Source organism: Longispora urticae, assembly GCF_053902585.1.
Genome location: NZ_JAQZSH010000002.1, coordinates 242,842 through 258,469 on the forward strand (window position 1 = coordinate 242,842; position 15,628 = coordinate 258,469).

General features: G+C 71.0%; 14 protein-coding genes and 1 pseudogene. 7 read left to right on the forward strand and 8 right to left on the reverse strand.

From position 1 onward, the window contains the following. Positions 1-182 precede the first annotated feature (182 nt). A pseudogene (locus PT931_RS01250) lies at positions 183-899 on the forward strand (APH(3') family aminoglycoside O-phosphotransferase); the annotation flags it as partial. A 138-nt stretch (positions 900-1,037) separates the two neighbouring features. Here PT931_RS01250 and PT931_RS01255 read toward each other — a convergent pair. Beyond that, a complete protein-coding gene (locus tag PT931_RS01255; protein WP_456243851.1) occupies positions 1,038-1,499 on the reverse strand; it encodes a MarR family winged helix-turn-helix transcriptional regulator in 462 nt (153 codons plus the stop codon). 92 nt (positions 1,500-1,591) lie between these two features. On the opposite strand from PT931_RS01255, the gene PT931_RS01260 reads away from it, so the two are divergent. The 4 genes from PT931_RS01260 to PT931_RS01275 all read left to right on the forward strand — a co-directional run bounded on the left by PT931_RS01260 (position 1,592) and on the right by PT931_RS01275 (position 5,736). Beyond that, positions 1,592-2,173 carry a YceI family protein gene (locus PT931_RS01260; RefSeq protein ID WP_456243852.1) on the forward strand — a complete coding sequence of 194 codons (582 nt, stop codon included), beginning with the start codon at positions 1,592-1,594 and terminating at the stop codon, positions 2,171-2,173. A gap of 159 nt (positions 2,174-2,332) precedes the next feature. Further along, positions 2,333-3,808, forward strand: a complete 1,476-nt coding sequence (locus PT931_RS01265; RefSeq protein ID WP_456243853.1) for a glutamate--cysteine ligase — start codon at positions 2,333-2,335, stop codon at positions 3,806-3,808. A gap of 9 nt (positions 3,809-3,817) precedes the next feature. Further along, positions 3,818-4,924 carry a CapA family protein gene (locus tag PT931_RS01270; protein ID WP_456243854.1) on the forward strand — a complete coding sequence of 369 codons (1,107 nt, stop codon included), beginning with the start codon at positions 3,818-3,820 and terminating at the stop codon, positions 4,922-4,924. Positions 4,925-4,968: 44 nt separating this feature from the next. Continuing rightward, positions 4,969-5,736 (forward strand): alpha/beta fold hydrolase, encoded by a 768-nt coding sequence (locus PT931_RS01275; RefSeq protein WP_456243855.1) that lies wholly within the window; start codon positions 4,969-4,971, stop codon positions 5,734-5,736. Between the two features lie 11 nt (positions 5,737-5,747). Here the strand turns inward: PT931_RS01275 and PT931_RS01280 are convergent, their stop codons facing one another. The 3 genes from PT931_RS01280 to PT931_RS01290 form a co-directional block, all read right to left on the reverse strand. Continuing rightward, positions 5,748-6,776 (reverse strand): DUF4192 domain-containing protein, encoded by a 1,029-nt coding sequence (locus PT931_RS01280; RefSeq protein ID WP_456243856.1) that lies wholly within the window; start codon positions 6,774-6,776, stop codon positions 5,748-5,750. 77 nt (positions 6,777-6,853) lie between these two features. After that, a complete protein-coding gene (gene fdhD, locus PT931_RS01285) occupies positions 6,854-7,669 on the reverse strand; it encodes a formate dehydrogenase accessory sulfurtransferase FdhD (RefSeq protein WP_456243857.1) in 816 nt (271 codons plus the stop codon). Between the two features lie 79 nt (positions 7,670-7,748). Next, positions 7,749-8,936 (reverse strand): helix-turn-helix domain-containing protein, encoded by a 1,188-nt coding sequence (locus tag PT931_RS01290; RefSeq protein WP_456243858.1) that lies wholly within the window; start codon positions 8,934-8,936, stop codon positions 7,749-7,751. Positions 8,937-9,230: 294 nt separating this feature from the next. Here PT931_RS01290 and PT931_RS01295 point away from each other — a divergent pair, with 294 nt between their 5' ends. Together PT931_RS01295 and mobA are read left to right on the forward strand one after the other, a co-directional pair. Then, entirely contained in the window at positions 9,231-10,640 is a 1,410-nt protein-coding gene (locus tag PT931_RS01295) for a SigE family RNA polymerase sigma factor (RefSeq protein WP_456243859.1), read from the forward strand. Between the two features lie 18 nt (positions 10,641-10,658). Continuing rightward, positions 10,659-11,243: a molybdenum cofactor guanylyltransferase gene (gene mobA, locus PT931_RS01300; RefSeq protein ID WP_456243860.1), complete on the forward strand. Its 585-nt coding sequence runs from the start codon at positions 10,659-10,661 to the stop codon at positions 11,241-11,243. 146 nt (positions 11,244-11,389) lie between these two features. On the opposite strand, the gene PT931_RS01305 is transcribed toward mobA, so the two are convergent. The 4 genes from PT931_RS01305 to PT931_RS01320 all read right to left on the reverse strand — a co-directional run bounded on the left by PT931_RS01305 (position 11,390) and on the right by PT931_RS01320 (position 15,610). Further along, positions 11,390-12,031: a biliverdin-producing heme oxygenase gene (locus PT931_RS01305; RefSeq protein ID WP_456243861.1), complete on the reverse strand. Its 642-nt coding sequence runs from the start codon at positions 12,029-12,031 to the stop codon at positions 11,390-11,392. A 114-nt stretch (positions 12,032-12,145) separates the two neighbouring features. Then, on the reverse strand, positions 12,146-12,535 hold the full coding sequence (locus tag PT931_RS01310; RefSeq protein ID WP_456243862.1) for a DUF2470 domain-containing protein: 390 nt from the start codon (positions 12,533-12,535) through the stop codon (positions 12,146-12,148). Then, on the reverse strand, positions 12,513-13,169 hold the full coding sequence (locus PT931_RS01315) for a DUF3159 domain-containing protein (RefSeq protein WP_456243863.1): 657 nt from the start codon (positions 13,167-13,169) through the stop codon (positions 12,513-12,515). The genes PT931_RS01310 and PT931_RS01315 overlap by 23 nt, the downstream gene beginning before the upstream one ends. A 197-nt stretch (positions 13,170-13,366) precedes the next feature. Beyond that, the gene (locus PT931_RS01320; RefSeq protein ID WP_456243864.1) at positions 13,367-15,610 is read right to left on the reverse strand and encodes an FdhF/YdeP family oxidoreductase; all 2,244 of its coding nucleotides are present in this window, start codon (positions 15,608-15,610) and stop codon (positions 13,367-13,369) included. Positions 15,611-15,628: the final 18 nt, after the last annotated feature.

Here is a 15,628-nt window from a genome sequence, read left to right on the forward strand (position 1 = left end):
CCGGCCGTCGGGCACCTGTTCTGTGGGCGGGCGTGGCGCGTTCTGGGGCGGGCGTGGCGCGGCGGCATCCCTGGGCCGGGTCGACACGCCGGCCGACCTCCCGGTCCGGGCAACCCGGTCGCCATGTCCGGCGGGACCCCCACCTGACCTGACAATCTGAACGTCGACAACGCGAGAGGTGGGAACAGGTGACCTGGCACCCGGTGGAGATCGGCAAGTCCGGCGCGGTGGTCGAGTGGCGGGAGGGCATGTTCCGCAAGACCTCCGACGATCCGCGGCTGGACCTGGAGGCCGAGGGTGCCCGGCTGCGGTGGCTGCGCGACGCCGGCATCCCGACCGCGGAGGTGCTCGACTGCGGCCCCGGCTACCTGATCACGGCCGAGGTGCCCGGCCGGTCGGCGGCCGACCCGTGGCCCGTCGAGCTGCGGCCCCGGGTGATCGACGCGCTGGCCGACCTGCTGCTGAAGCTGCACGCCCTGCCGGTGGAGGAGTGCCCGTACGACCGGTCGCTGCACGTCACCCTGCGCGAGGCGCTCAACGCCGAACCCGACCTCGACGACCTGGACGTGGAGCGGGCGGGCTGGACGCGCGACCAACTGGTCGAGGAGCTGGGCCGGACCCAGCCGGCCGACGAGGACCTGGTCGTCACGCACGGCGACCTGTGCCTGCCGAATGTCCTGTTCGCGCCGGACACCTGCCGGGTCACGGGTGTGATCGACGCGGGGCGGATGGGCGTCGCGGACCGGTGGGTGGACCTCGCGATCGCGACCCGGTCGATGACGAGCGAGATGAACGCGCAGTTCGGGCCGTGGGCGGCGGAGCGGTTCCTCAGCCGGTACGGGGTCGAACCCGACCCGGCGAAGATCGCGTTCTACCGGCTGATGGACGAGTTCTGCTGATCGGCCGCGCGGCGACCCGGGACCGGGCGGGCAGCGATGGCACGGGCGCGGGCTGTCCGCCCATGGCTGCGGGGCCGCTCGGCAGGGGCTGACGCGGGTCGCGTGCCGCGCCTCCACCGGGCATGGGAGCCGACCCGGTCAGGCCCCGGCCGTCGCCCCGGGGTGCACCTCGTCGCGGATCACGCGCAGCGTACCCAGGAAGGTCTCCAGTTGTTCCGGGTCGAGCAGCCCCGTGAACCAGCGGTCAATGATCTTGACGTTCTCGGCGGCCAGCTCGTTGACCAGCGTGACCCCGCTCGGCGTGAGCACGGCGAACGCGCTGCGCCGGTCCGTCGGGCACGGCTCCCGCACGATCAGGCTCCTGGTCTCCAGCCGGTCGACGAGCCGGGTCACCCCGCTGGTCGACAGACTGGTCTGGGTGGCCAGGTCGGAGAGGCGGAGCTTCTGGCCGGGGCTGCGGGCCAGCCGGATCAACACGCTGAACTCGGGGGCGGACAGGCCACGGCCGGCCGGGTCCTGGGACAATCGGATCATTAGTCCGTTATGCACCTCAGTGAGCAGGCCGAACGCAGTGATGCGGGGGTCCTCGTACGCGTTCATGTGACCAAGCCTATCAGTAGTTGACAAGTCAATGATTGCTGTGTGTATAGTTGCCTGAGCAACGAAAACTTCGGACATTGAAGAGGGCATCCATGAGCAACGAAGCCGCCGCGATCGTCACCCGCGACCTCAACGGCCTGACCATCCCCACCGCCGGCACGTTCGCCCTGGATGTGGCGCACAGCCGGGTGGGCTTCCTCGCCCGTCACATGATGGTGAGCAAGGTCCGCGGTTCCTTCGGGGAGTTCGCCGGCGAGATCACCGTCGCCGAGAACCCGCTGGAGTCCTCGGTCAACGTGACCATCCAGGCCTCGAGCTTCACCACCAACAACGAGCAGCGCGACGGTCACGTCAAGACCGACGAGTTTCTCGGGATCGACACCTTCCCGACGATCACCTTCGTCTCCACCGGTGTCAAGGACGTGGACGGCAACGAGTTCGTCCTGGACGGCGACCTCACCATCCGCGGCGTGACCAAGCAGGTCGAGCTGGCGGTCGAGTTCGAGGGCATCGCCAAGAGCCCGTGGGGCCAGGAGGTCATCGGGTTCTCCGCGACGACCGAGATCGACCGCGAGGAGTTCGGCATGACGTTCAACGCCACGCTGGAGACCGGCGGCGTGCTCGTCAGCAAGAAGATCAAGATCGAGATCGAGGCCGAGGCGATCCGCTCGTAACTCCAGGTCAGCAAGGCAAGTGGGGCACCCGAGGGTGCCCCACTTTTTGTCCGATTAGCGACATGAGTGAATACGCTATGCGATTGGGTACTAGCCGTGGGTGCGCGATCCCCCTAACCTAGGAAGCTCACCGCCGCGACCGACCATCCAGGAGAATCGATGGGCAGGGACGTCCAGCAGCGTGAGTTCACACATGACGATCGGCAGAGATACCGACAGAAGGTCCGCCGTTGCCTCGACGTGTTCGCTCTCATGCTTGACGAACTTCGATTCGACGCAGACCGTCCGCTGACGGGGCTGGAGATCGAACTCAACCTTGTGGACGGAGAATCCAACCCGGCGATGAAGAACGCCGAGATCCTGACGTACATGGCCAGCCCGATGCTCCAGACGGAGCTGGGCCAGTTCAACCTCGAGATCAACGTCCCACCCCGGCTGATCGCCGAGGACGGTCTCGCCGCGTACGAGGCGGGGCTGCGCGCCACCCTCGCCCAGCTGGAGGAACGTGCCGCCAAGGCCGACGCGGGAGTGGCCCTGATCGGTATCCTTCCGACGCTGGAACCCGAGCACACGGTGCTGGAGAACCTGTCGGCGAACCCGCGCTACCGCCTGCTCAACAGCCAGATCATGAACGAGCGCGGCGAGAACATGGAGATCGACATCCGCGGGGTCGAGCGGTTCACGACCACGATGGACTCGATCGCCCCGGAGGCCGCCTGTACGAGCATCCAGTTCCACCTCCAGGTCTCCCCCGAACAGTTCCCCGCGTACTGGAACGCCTCCCAGGCCATCGCCGCCGTCCAGTTGGCGGTGGGCTCCAACTCGCCCTACGCGTTCGGGCACCGGCTGTGGTCGGAGACCCGGATCGCCCTGTTCACCCAGGCCACCGACGTGCGCCCCGAGGAGTTGCGGGTGCAGGGGGTCCGGCCGCGGGTCTGGTTCGGCGAACGCTGGATCACCTCGATCTTCGACCTGTTCGAGGAGAACGTCCGGTACTTCCCGCCGCTGCTCCCGCTGATGGAGGCCGAGGACCCGCTGGAGGTACTCCGCTCCGGCGGCATCCCCCGGCTCGGCGAACTCCGGCTGCACAACGGCACCGTCTACCGCTGGAACCGCCCGGTCTACGACGTCATGGACGGCCGCCCGCACCTGCGGGTCGAGAACCGGGTCCTCCCGGCCGGCCCCACGGTCGTCGACATGATGGCCAACGCCGCCCTCTACTACGGCCTGGTCCGCACCCTGGCCGAGGAGGACCGTCCGGTGTGGACGAAGCTGCCGTTCACCGCCGCCGAGGCGAACTTCTACTCGGCGGCCCGGCGCGGTATCGAGGGCGTCGGGCAGTGGCCGGGCGAGGGCGAGGGCCGGTTCTCCGACCTGCTGCTGGAGCGCCTGCTGCCGCTGGCCTACGAGGGGCTGGACCGGTTCGGCGTGGATCCGGAGGTCCGGGACCGGCTGCTCGGCATCATCGAACGGCGGTGCGCGCTGCGCCGGACCGGGGCGACCTGGCAGACCGCGATGGTCAACAAGCTGGAGAAGTCCGGGCTCGACCGGTCGGCGGCGCTCCGGGAGATGCTCGCCAGATATCGACGGTACTCAGCTGCGAATGCGCCCGTGCACACCTGGCCGCTCGAATAGTCTGAGATGGTGTCGCCGACGCGGGGGGTACTCGCCGTGGCCGTGGTCCTGGTCCTCGGTGGGTGCTCCTCGCCGGCCGGCACCCGTTGGGGCGCACCGCGACCGACCGCCGTCGCCTCGGCCGCCTCGACGTGGACCCCGCGCGAGTTCACGGTGCTCGGCGCGGGGGACGTGCTGCTGCACGAGTCGCTGTGGAACACGGCCAAACAGGACGCCGGCGGCACCGGGTACGACTTCGGGCCGATGTTCGCGGCCGTGAAGCCGGTGGTGTCGGCGGCGGACCTGGCGATCTGCCACATGGAGACCCCGCTCGGGGAGCCGGCCGGGCCGTTTTCGGGCTATCCGCTGTTCAACGTGCCGCCGCAGGTCGCGGTGACCCTCGCCGACGTCGGTTACGACTCGTGCTCCACGGCGTCCAACCACACGCTCGACGTCGGGGAACGGGGCGTGTACCGGACCCTGGACGTGCTGGACGCCGCCGGACTCCGACACGCCGGCAGCTACCGTGACCAGCGCGAACACGACACTCCCACTCTGGTGTACGCGCGAGGAGTCCAGATCGCGCACCTGTCCTACACGTTCTCCTTCAACGGCCTGCTCCGGCCGGAGGGCAAGGAGTGGATCGCCAACGCGCTCGACGTCCGGGCGGTGCTGGACGAGGCGCGCCGGGCCCGGGCGGCGGGGGCGGAGGTGGTGATCGTGAGCGTGCACTGGGGGACGGAGTACCAGCACGAGGCCGACGACTTCCAGCAGGCCACGGCGCGCGACCTGCTGGCCTCCCCGGAGGTGGACCTGATCCTGGGCGCCCACGTGCACGTCGTGCAGCCGTTCGAGGAGCTCGGCGACAAGTGGGTCGCGTACGGCATGGGCAACCAGGTCGCGTGGCAGAACCAGTCGCTGGTCACCCGGGACGGGGTGATGCCCCGGTTCACGTTCACCGAGTCCGCGCCCGGGGTGTGGCGGGTGTCGAAGGCCGAGGCGCTGCCGACGTGGATGCGGCTGGACAGCGGGCCGGGCCGGCTGGAGTACTGCCCCGGATCGGCCGGCGAGGCGTGCGCCGCCTCGGCCCGGAGATCGATGGAGATCGTCCGTTCGATGGGGGCTACCGTTCAGTAGGTTGGGGGCTACCGCCCGGTAACAAACGGGTCTACCCTGCGAACATGACGATTGTCTATGAGCGGCGCGGGAGCGGCAGCCCGTTGGTTCTGCTGCATGGCATCGGTCACCGGTGGCAGGCCTGGGAGCCGGTGATCGACCGGTTGGCCGAGGTGCACGACGTCATCGCGGTGGATCTGCCGGGCTTCGGAAGTTCGCCCAGGCTGCCGGTCTACGGCATGCCGCAGATCGTCTCCGCGCTGACCACGTTCTTCGCCGGGCTGGGGCTGACCCGGCCGCACGTCGCCGGCAACTCCCTCGGCGGGGCGCTGGCCCTGGAGCTGGCGGCCGGCGACCACGTCGCGAGTGCCACGGCGCTCGCCCCGGCCGGCTTCTGGACCACCTCCGAGAAGGGGTACGCGCTGAGTGTCCTGCTCACCCACCGGGCGCTCGGCTTCCTGCCCAGGCCGGTCGTCACCCCCTTCCTGAAGACGCCGAAGCTGCGCCGGATCAGCTGCGGGATGCTCTACGGCCGCCCCGAGCTGCTGGACCCCCTCGTGCCCTACGACGACCTGCGCGGACTGCGCGGCGGCCGGGGCTTCAACCCGGTGGCGTGGGCGAGCCGGGGGTACCGCTACACCGGGAAGCCGACCGCGCCCGTCACCGTCGCGTGGGGGACGAAGGACCGGATCCTGTTGCCCCGTCAGGCGGAGCGCGCCGAGGTGCTGCTCCCCGACGCCCGGCACGTCCGGCTGCCCGGCTGCGGCCACCTGCCGATGCACGACGACCCGACCCTGGTGACCAAGGTGATCCTGGAGACCACCGCCACCTGACCCCGGACTGGTCAGTTGGGTTGGGAGCGGGGCATCGAACGGCGGGGCTTCGACCGGCGACGGTGACCGGGACCGGGACGCCGGCCGCGCAGCCGACGGGCCGGGATCCCCGCGACCATGGCCTGGTGCAGCAACCCGGCCAGCGGATACTCCGGATCATCGGCCCGGGCGCGTTCCAACGCGAGGCTGGCGAGCGCCCCCTGCCCGTCCAGATACGCCGCGTACGCCAACAGGGTGGCCACCGGCGCGACCAACCCGGGCTGGGCGCGCCGGGTCAGGTCCGTCCACAGGGGAAGGTGCGGGTCGTCCGGCCGGTGCTCGACCAGGTGCGCGGCGGCGTCCCGCACGGGCAGGAGCAGCAGCAACGCGCACAGCCACGCGGCCTCGTCATCGGTGAGCGTGCCGCCCGCATAGTGCCGGTTGAGGGCCGCCTCCACGAACGCCGGCCCCTCGGCCGCCAACGCCGCCTGCCCGCCCGCCCCCTCCAGCGCCGCGATGAACCGGGACTCCGCGCGGTCCGTCGCCTCCTCCATCGCCTCCCGGACGGCTCCCGACACCGGTGCGATGACCTGCGCGAAGGCCGACCGGTCGGGCAGGGCGACCTTGCCGGCGAGCGTGGCCTCGGCGGCGACCACGGTGCTGCCCGGGTCGTACGCCCGGCCGCCGGGTGGGCAGCAGTCACCGCTCTCGCAGACGTACGAGAAGTAGCGGTTCTCGGTCACCCGGAGCGCGTCGATGATCGGGATGCTCCGGCCGGCCAGCGCGCGCCGGGCCGCGTCGACCACGGGGGTGACCTGGGCCGGCGCGCCGTAACCGATCACCACGGCCGCGTCGGCCCGCTGGTCGTGCAGCACCTCGGCGAGGTGCAGGGCCGCGTGGTCCGGCTCCTCGGCGCACTCGTCGAGGTCTACCCGGACCGCGAAGTGCAGCTTTCTGGCCCGGACACCGATGACCACGAGGCTGTCGGTCGGATGGAAACCGAGCACGTACGGCACGGAGGCCAGGAGCTCGGCGGGTTGGCTGACCCGGATATTCGGCATGCCGCGACAGTACTCAAAAAAGAGGTTTGTCTATTTTATCCCTGTGGACAACCCGACCCGATGGCCCGGGCCAGCGCCTAGTTGTCCACAGCCACGAGCCGGTGCGCCCCGGCATACACGTTCATCGTCTCGCCGCGCAGGAACCCGACCAGGGTCAACCCCAGCTCACCGGCCAGATCCACCGCCAGCGTGCTCGGAGCGGACACGGCGGCCAACATTGGCACCCCCGCCAACGCCGCCTTCTGCGTCAACTCGAAACTGGCCCGCCCACTGACCATCAGAATGTGCCCCCGCAACGGCACCCGCCCGGACCGCACCGCCCACCCCAGCACCTTGTCGACCGCGTTGTGCCGGCCCACATCCTCCCGGACGCACACCAGCTCCCCGTCCGCCGTGAACAGCCCCGCCGCGTGCAGCCCCCCGGTGCGCGCGAAGGCCTTCTGGCGCTCGCGGAGGGCGTCGGGGAACCCGTACAACAGACTGGGTCTGATCGTCAGCGGGTCAGCCTCGACGGAGAACGCCGAAGCCACCCGCACCGCGTCGATACTCGCCTTTCCGCAGGTCCCACACGAGCTGGACGTGTAGAAATGCCGGGTCGGGTCCGTCGCCGGGGGCGGCAGGTCGGGCCGGAGCGTGACCTCCAGGACGTTCAGGTTCGTGTCCGTGCAATGTTTGGCCAGCAGGATGTCGCCGGGCCCGGTGATCACGCCCTCGGTGAGCAGGAACCCGTGCGCCAGGTCCACGTCGTCGCCCGGGGTGCGCATCGTGACGGCCAGCGGGGCGCCGTTGACCCGCAGCTCCAGGGGTTCCTCGACGCTGAGGGTGTCCGGTCGCCGGCTCGCCCTGTCACCATCGAAGCGGACCACCGGCCGCCGATCCGTCACCCTGCCCATCCCCGAAGCCTATCCGAGGCCCGAAAACCCCAGTTCAAAGCCTTGACGGGTACTAGGCCTGGCCGGGCGCTCGGCCGTTCTAGGTCGCCAACCCCAGCCACGTGGTGAACCGGATCAGCTCAGGGTTCGCCCGGCGGTGCAGGCCGATGAGTGCCCGGGTCGTCTCCCGGACCATCGGGTGATACCGCGTCTGCTCGGGCGCGAGACGCCGGGCGGACTCCAACGCGGCGAGGGTCCCGGCCCGGTCCTCCAACAGGACATGAGCATGGGCGAGGTCGATGTAGTGGTGACCCGCCCGCGTGGCAGGCATCCCGCGCGGCGGCTCGAACCCCCGGCCACGTTCCACCGCCTGTTCGGGCTCGCCCAACTCGACACTGGCGGCGACATCGTGAATCCGGACATTCGCCGGCCCGTAGGTCAGGTGGTAGTGCACCGAGTCCGTGGGTGCGCGACGCAGCAGCTCGTAGGCCGCGTCGAGATGCGCCCGCGTGGTCGTGGCGTCCCCGGCCCGAGAAGCGAGGGTGACCGCGCGCAGGTGCATGCTGCCGTACACGGTCACGGCGGCCTGATCGTTGCCCGACAGCTCATCCGTGAGTTGGCCGCGCGCCGCGTCGAGAATGCGCAGCCCCCGGCCGTAGTCGCCAGCCGACTGGAACGTGGTGACCCGGGTCCACTGTGCGAGCCCGGCGGCCAGCGGATCACCGGACTGCTCGGCCGCCCAGATCAGCTTGTGCTCGATACTCTCGGCGAGATCGGCGTAGCCCAGGCGGTAGGCCAGGCCGTGGGACGCGTAGTAGACGCTGACCAGGAGCTGGAAGGCGCGCACCCGCCCGGCGCTGTCGGTGTCGTGCACCGCGAGGGTGAGTTCCTCGATGATCGCGGGAAGCCTGGCCGCGAGCCTCGCGTAGCGCCCGTTCCGGCGAAGCTCACTGATCTCGCGCACATCGGCTTCCAACTCCTCCCGCGGCCGGGGAACCGTGCCCGTCTCCGAGGGCAGGTCGTAACCCCGCAGGGCGACCCGGAGCGCGTCCACCGAGGCAGCGGAGTCGAACTCGCCGTAGGGCTGGCCGTAGACCCTTTCGATGGGTACCCGCAGGGCGCGTGCCACAGCCGCGACGAACGCGTGGCTCGCCGGCCGGTCATCCGTCTCGACCTTGGACAACAGGCTCAAGGACACGTTCGCCCGTTCGGCCAGTCGGCGCTGCGTCATCCCCGCACTCTTGCGCAGAGCCTTGATGTTGTCGGCCACGGTGCGGGTGTGATCCATGGCGGCCTCCGCTCGTCGGACTCCCGGCAGAAACCAGCCTACGACCATCGAAGTCCACCTTCGCCACTCAAACACGGAGCTTCCCGCCACCGGCCGGATCCCGGGGAGCGGGCGGAAGTGGTCATCGAGGGCGGGTGTGTGTTCGCCGCGGTCGTGTTCGTCGTCGCCTCGTTCGCCTATGCGGTGTGGGCGCTCGTCACATAGCCGGGCGTGGAAAAAGTTTCGGGCTCCGTACAACCGGGCTGGCCGACCGGGCGGTACATACTCGTGTCGCAACGAGAAGGAGCAGGTCGCATGGGGTTTGACGAGTTCGTGGTGGCGCGGTCGCCGAGGCTGGTGCGGCTGGCGTACCTGCTGACCCGTGACCACGGCCAGGCCGAGGACCTGGTGCAGACCGCGCTGGCCCGGTCCTGGTCGGCGTGGCGGCGGATCGACGACGATCCGGAACCCTATGTCCGGCGGGTGCTCCTCAACACCTACAACTCGTGGTGGCGCAGGAGGTGGCACGCGGAACGGCCGACGGCGATGCTGCCCGAACGGGTGCTGGCCTCCCCGCAGGCGGCCGTCGACGAGCGCGACGAGGTGTGGCGGGCACTGGACCGGCTGCCCCGGCAGCAGCGGGCGGTGCTGGTGCTGCGCTACTTCGAGGACCTGTCCGAGGTGCAGATCGCCGAGGCGTTGGGGGTGTCGGCGGGCGCGGTGAAGGGGTACGCCGCAAAGGGGTTGGCGAAGTTGCGGGTCGATCCTTCGCTGGTCGCGATGCCGGACGCGGAGCCGCCGGTCGGGGTCGAACGGCTGGCCGGGGTGCACGACCGGATCCGGCAGCGGCGCCGGAACCGGCTCGCGGTGGTGGGGGCCGCCGGCGCGGTGGTGGTGGCGGTGCTGCTCGGGTATCTGCTGGTCCCGGGCAGCCGGAACGACAGCCTGCCCCCGGCCTTGCCGACTCCGACCCCGACGGTGACGTCCGGGCCGACGACGGCTTTCGGGACGCCGGAGTTCTACGAAGGCTACCGTCGGGTCGGCGGGGTGGCCGGGCGGATCGAGGACCGGACCGCGAGCTTCGTCTGGACGCCGACCACGGTCGACGCGGTGCTGCTCCCGAAGTGCACCAGCGAGACGCCCGGCGTCGTTGGCTACCTCGACGCGACGGTCAACGGCGAGCGGACCGGTGGCGTGAGCTGCGAGAACCGGGACACCAGTTCCTTCGCCAACACAATCTCGCTCGGCCAGCGCTACAAACTGCGGGTGGGTGTCCCGGTCACCGTGGTGGTCACCGTCAGCGGGTTCGACGGCGGCCCGACCCCGACCGCCGGCCGGTTTCTCATGGAGGTCGGCGAGGCCGTGTCCTTCGCCGACTACCCGTTCCCGGCCCGCCCGTCGGAGCTGAAGGCGCTGCCCGTCCCCGCCCCGGATGCCCAGGTGCTGTCCGGCACCGGGCCGCGCACGGTGACGTTCCGCTGGCCCGCGAAACAGGAGCCGAAACTGGTGGCGGCGCCGCTCGTGGGGTGGTCACAGACGCCCGGCCGGCTACGGATCACCTTCAACGGGGTGGAGCACTCCATGGCGTGGTGGGCCTACGACGGCGGCGCGAGGAGCATCCACCTGTCCTCAGCCAAGACCCCGACCGTCGGGCAGGAGGTCACGGTGACCGTCGAACCCGAAAACTTCACCGGCGAGTGGTACCTCGCGATCATGAACACCTAGCCGGGTTTACTGGTACCCATGCGCACCACCTACGCGGCGGTCATCCTGGCCGGCGGATCGGCCCGGCGACTGGGCGGGCGGGACAAACCTGCTGTGACGGTCGGCGGGACGTCCCTGCTCGACCGGGTGACGGCGGCCTGCGCGCACGCCACGCGGGTCGTCGTGGTCGGCCCCGAGCAGCAGGGCGGCCCGGTGGCGGCGCTCGCGGCGGGCCTGCGGGCGCTGGGGGTGGCCGGCCCGGGTCCCGCCGAGCCGCACTCGGCGGATCCCCTGGTGGGCCCCGGGGTCGGGGCGGTCGCGCTGCTCGCGGCGGACCTGCCACTCCTGACCACCGGGGCCCTGGACGCGCTCGCCGGAGCCCTCCCGGATCACGACGGCGCGTTGTACGTCGACGGCGACGGCCGCCGGCAGCTCCTCTGCGGCCTGTGGCGCGTCGGGGCCCTCCGGGACCGCCTGGCGACGGCCGACCCGGACGGGATGCCGTTGCGGAAGCTGGTCGCCGGGCTGCGGATCGCGGAGCTGACCGACCCGGCCGAGCCGTGGTTCGACTGCGACACGCCGGAGCAGCTCGCGGAGGCGGAACGCAGGCTGCGCGCCTCCTGAGACAACGGCGACCCGAACCGGAGCCGGGTCGCGGCGGCGGGCACCAGCCCGCGAGAGCCGAGGCCGGGCGGCGGCACCAACCGGACCCGACCCGCAGCTCAGACCCACGCCGCGGGCCCGCGCAGCGCCGGCCTGAGCTGCGGGAGCTATGCGGCCCGCGCCGAACCGAGCCCCGACCCCAGGTCGGCCAGCACCTCGGTGTTCAGCTGGTACGCCACCAGGGTCTCCGCGACGATCCGGCCCTGCTCCTCGCCCGACCAGGGCGCGGAGTCCAGCGCCTCCCGGTAGCGCGCCTTGAACGCCTGGAGGTCGCCCAGCTCGGGGAAGTCGTAGAACGCGACGCCGTGGTCGGTGAGGCCGTAGATCCGGGCGACGGACTTGCGGATGAACTGGCCGCCGGACAGGTCGCCGAGGTAGCGGGTGTAGTGGTGGGCCACGAACCCGCCCGGCCAGTCGAAGCACACCTCGCGGAGGCGGGCGCAGTACCGGACGGTGGCCGCGTTCGGGGTGATCCGCTCGGCCCAGGTCGCGCCGTAGAGGTAGTTGAGGTCGGCTTCGAGGGCGGGCACCCGGTCCAGCTCGGGCACCGCGAACGGGGCGCCGACCGGGTCGGTGCGCATCGTGCGGGCGGCCTCTTCGAGTACCACGTAGGCGAAGTAGTGCTGGGCGACCATGTCGCCGTACTGGCCCAGGGTGAGCTGGCCGCGCATCAGGGCGTCCAGGTAGGCCGTGCTCTCGGCGTTCTGGTGCTCGGACCAGGTGGCGGCGCGCAGATCGGCGGAGAACATGACGGGCTCCTTGCAGGTGAGGGTGCCCTAAGTGTTGGGTGCCCGCTCAGCCCGTGTCAAGGATTTGCCGACAAGATGTAGGCAAAATCCCTACGTCTAGTCGGAAAGATGGGGCTACGAGTGTGCCGCGTCCCGAACGTCCGGAAGGCCCAGCTTCTCCCGGGCCTCGTGGTACATCCGGGTCACCTCGGCCCGGATCTCCGCCCGCTTGGTGAGGGCCCGTGACCAGGGCACCCGCACGACTGCGGGGGCATGGACGGCAGCCGCAGTCCTGCCCGCCGCCTCGGGTGCGGCCTTGGAAGCCGCCTCACGGCCGCCCGCTGCGGAGGGCGCCGAGGTCACCTCGAAGTCCATCCCGTCCCCGTCGAGCCCGGTCATCCGCACCGCCACAGCGGCCGGCACCCCACCGAACGCCCGCACGATCAGCACGGAATCGGCGGCGTGGTCGTCGTTCATGTGCCGCGCGACGGCGGCCACCACGTCAGGGCTGAACGGGTTCGTCATGGTCCTTCTCCAGTCTTAGCCCGGGATGGTCGGCGGGGAGCGAGCGGCGGAGCACCCACCAGCTCACGGCCAGGCATGCCGCGACCAGGGGCCAGGTCAGCGCCACCCGGGCGGTGGTCAGCGCGACGACCTGGTTGGCGGCCCACAGCGGCACGAAGACCGCGAGCCTGATCAGGTACTGCGCGACCCAGACCCAGCTCGCCCGCGAGTACGCCCGGAGCAGGGCCGGGTCGCGTCGCCATTTCGTCTTCTGCCCGAGCACCGCGCCGACGATCAGCCCCAGGAACGGCCAGCGCACCACGATGCTGACCACCCAGCCGAGCGCGCTGGCGGCGTTGGTGAAGATCTGGATCAGGAAGAAGTCGGAGGCCCGGCCCGTGTACAGCGCGACGAGGGCGGACACGCACACCGCGAGGGCGCCGACGAGTACCGCGCGGGGCTTGGCGCCCTGGCGGAGTCGCCAGCCGCCGATCAGTACCGAGACGACGAGCGCGGCGGCGGCCCCGATCCAGATGGACTGCCCGCCGAGCAGCCAGCCGGCCCCGAACGCGACGGGCGGCATCGTGGCGTCGATCGCGCCGCCCCGGCCGCCGAGCAGCGAGGCGAGGCTCTCGGGTTGCCGCGTGGTCGTCACCTCACAGCCCTTCCTGGGTCGACGGAAGGCCAGGCTAGCCTAACTGCGGGTGACAGGCTAGGGGCACACGTGCTGACCGGCCGATCGTAGCCGGCCCAGGTGGGGTGGCCGACCGGCCAGGCGTGGAGCCGCTGACCAGGCTGGCGGTGGGGCCGCCGACCGGCGAGGCGTGAGGCGACCGACCACCCGCTGACCGGCTAGGCGGCGGGCTCCAGTCGGACGATCACGGCCTTCGATGTCGGCGTGTTCGAGCCCACGGCCACCGAGTCCAGCGGAACCAGCACGTTCGCCTCGGGGAAGTAGGTCGCGACGCAGCCGCGCGCCGTCGGGTAGGCCACGGCCCGGAAACCCGCCGCCCGCCGCTCGCCGTCCGGCCACTCGCTGATGATGTCCACCATGGACCCGTCGGCGAGCCCCCGTTCGGCCAGGTCCTCGGCGTGCGCGAACACCACCCGACGGCCGGCCTTGATCCCCCGGTACCGGTCATCGAGCCCGTAGATCGTGGTGTTGTACTGGTCGTGGCTCCGCAACGTCTGCATCAGCAGCCGCCCCTCGGGCACGTCGATCGAGGTCAACGGGCTGACCGTGAACCGGGCGCGCCCGTCCGGCGTGTCGAACGACCGCGAGTCGCGCGGCGGGTGCGGCAGGGTGAACCCGGCCCCGTCGAGCCGGTTCTCGAAGTCAGCGAAGCCGGGCACGACCCGGGCGATCCGGGCCCGGACGGCCGCGTAGTCGTGCTCGAACGACTCCCACGGGATCGTGTCGTCCAGGGTCGCGGCCCCGAGCCGGCTGACGATCGCCACCTCGGACAGCAGGGTCTCCGAGGCGGGCTTGAGTGACCCCCGCGAGGCGTGCACGCAGCTCATCGAGTCCTCGACGGTGACGAACCCGGCCGGGTCGGCCTCGGTGCGCCCCAGGCAGGGCAGGATCAGCGCCGTCCGACCGGTGACCGTGTGCGACCGGTTGAGCTTCGTGGAGATCTGCACGGTCAGCTCGCAGGTGCGCAGCGCGGCCTCGGTGGCGGCCGTGTCGGGGGTGGCCGCCGCGAAGTTGCCGCCCATGCCCACGAACACCCTGACCTGCCCGTCGCGCATGGCCCGGATGGTCTCGACGGTGTCGTGGCCGGTCGCCGCCGGTACCGTGAAACCGAATTCCGCGCCGAGCGCCGGACCCCAGGCGGGCACCCGTTCCCACACGCCCATCGTCCGGTCGCCCTGCACGTTCGAGTGGCCCCGGACCGGGCACAGGCCGGCGCCCGGCTTGCCGATCATGCCGCGCAGCAGCTGGACGTTGACGACCTCCTGGATGGTGGCCACGGCGTCCCGGTGCTGGGTGAGGCCCATCGCCCAGCACACGATCGTCGCGTCGCTGGCCGCGAACAGGGCCGCCGTCTCCTCGATCTCGGCCCGGGTCAGCCCGGTGGCCTCCTCGGTGACGGCCCAGTCGACCTCGCTGACGTTCGCGGCGTAGCTGTCGAAGCCCGTGGTGTGCGCGGCGATGAACTCCCGGTCGGCGTGCGGCAGCAGCAGCGTGCCGAGCGCCTGGAACAACGCGAGGTCGCCGCCGACCCGGATCTGGAGGTACTGGTCGGCCAGCGTCGTCCCCGAGCCCACCACCCCGGAGGCCTTCTGCGGGTTCTTGAACGCCAGCAGCCCGGCCTCGGGCAGCGGGTTCACCGCGATGATCTTCGCGCCGGCGCGCTTGGCGTTCTCCAGCGCGGTGAGCATCCGGGGATGGTTCGTGCCCGGGTTCTGGCCGACGACGACGATCAGCGAGGCCCGCTGGATGTCCTCCAGGGTCACCGAGCCCTTGCCGATCCCGATGGTGGCGTTCAGCGCGGTACCCGAGGACTCGTGGCACATGTTCGAGCAGTCGGGCAGGTTGTTCGTACCGAAGGCTCGCGCGAACAGCTGGTAGAGGAACGCGGCCTCGTTGCTGGTCCGGCCCGAGGTGTAGAAGGCGGCGGCGTCCGGGGTGTCCAGGCCGCGCAGCGTCGAGGCGGTCAGCGCGAACGCGTCCGGCCAGGAGATCGGCCGGTAGTGGGTGTCGCCGGGGCGCAGCACCATCGGATGGGTCAGCCGGCCCTGCTGCCCGAGCCAGTAGTCGGACTTCTCCGCCAGCTCGGCGACGGGATGTGTGGCGAAGAACTCGGGGGTCACCCGGCGCAGGGTCGCCTCCTCGGCGACGGCCTTCGCCCCGTTCTCGCAGAACTCGAAGGGCGTGCGGTGCCCGGCGGTTTCCGGCCACGCGCAGCCGGGGCAGTCGAAACCGGACTTCTGGTTGACCTTGAGCAGGGTCAGCGCGCTGCGCCGGACGCCCATCTCGCCGACCGCGGCCTTCAGGCTCGCGACCACGCCCGGTATTCCGGCGGCTACCCGTTTCGGCTCGCTGACGCGCAGGTCACGGTCGCCAACATCATCCCGGGGAGCTTTCTTGGCCATGACCCCGAGACTAGTCGT

Coding starts and splice junctions, on each gene's coding strand:
- PT931_RS01260 (WP_456243852.1), top strand. CDS start 1,592: ATGAGCAACGAAGCCGCCGCGATCGTCACCCGCGACCTCAACGGCCTG.
- PT931_RS01280 (WP_456243856.1), bottom strand. CDS start 6,776: ATGCCGAATATCCGGGTCAGCCAACCCGCCGAGCTCCTGGCCTCCGTG.
- PT931_RS01275 (WP_456243855.1), top strand. CDS start 4,969: ATGACGATTGTCTATGAGCGGCGCGGGAGCGGCAGCCCGTTGGTTCTG.
- PT931_RS01295 (WP_456243859.1), top strand. CDS start 9,231: ATGGGGTTTGACGAGTTCGTGGTGGCGCGGTCGCCGAGGCTGGTGCGG.
- PT931_RS01265 (WP_456243853.1), top strand. CDS start 2,333: ATGGGCAGGGACGTCCAGCAGCGTGAGTTCACACATGACGATCGGCAG.
- PT931_RS01310 (WP_456243862.1), bottom strand. CDS start 12,535: ATGACGAACCCGTTCAGCCCTGACGTGGTGGCCGCCGTCGCGCGGCAC.
- PT931_RS01255 (WP_456243851.1), bottom strand. CDS start 1,499: ATGAACGCGTACGAGGACCCCCGCATCACTGCGTTCGGCCTGCTCACT.
- PT931_RS01305 (WP_456243861.1), bottom strand. CDS start 12,031: ATGTTCTCCGCCGATCTGCGCGCCGCCACCTGGTCCGAGCACCAGAAC.
- PT931_RS01320 (WP_456243864.1), bottom strand. CDS start 15,610: ATGGCCAAGAAAGCTCCCCGGGATGATGTTGGCGACCGTGACCTGCGC.
- mobA (WP_456243860.1), top strand. CDS start 10,659: ATGCGCACCACCTACGCGGCGGTCATCCTGGCCGGCGGATCGGCCCGG.
- PT931_RS01290 (WP_456243858.1), bottom strand. CDS start 8,936: ATGGATCACACCCGCACCGTGGCCGACAACATCAAGGCTCTGCGCAAG.
- fdhD (WP_456243857.1), bottom strand. CDS start 7,669: ATGGGCAGGGTGACGGATCGGCGGCCGGTGGTCCGCTTCGATGGTGAC.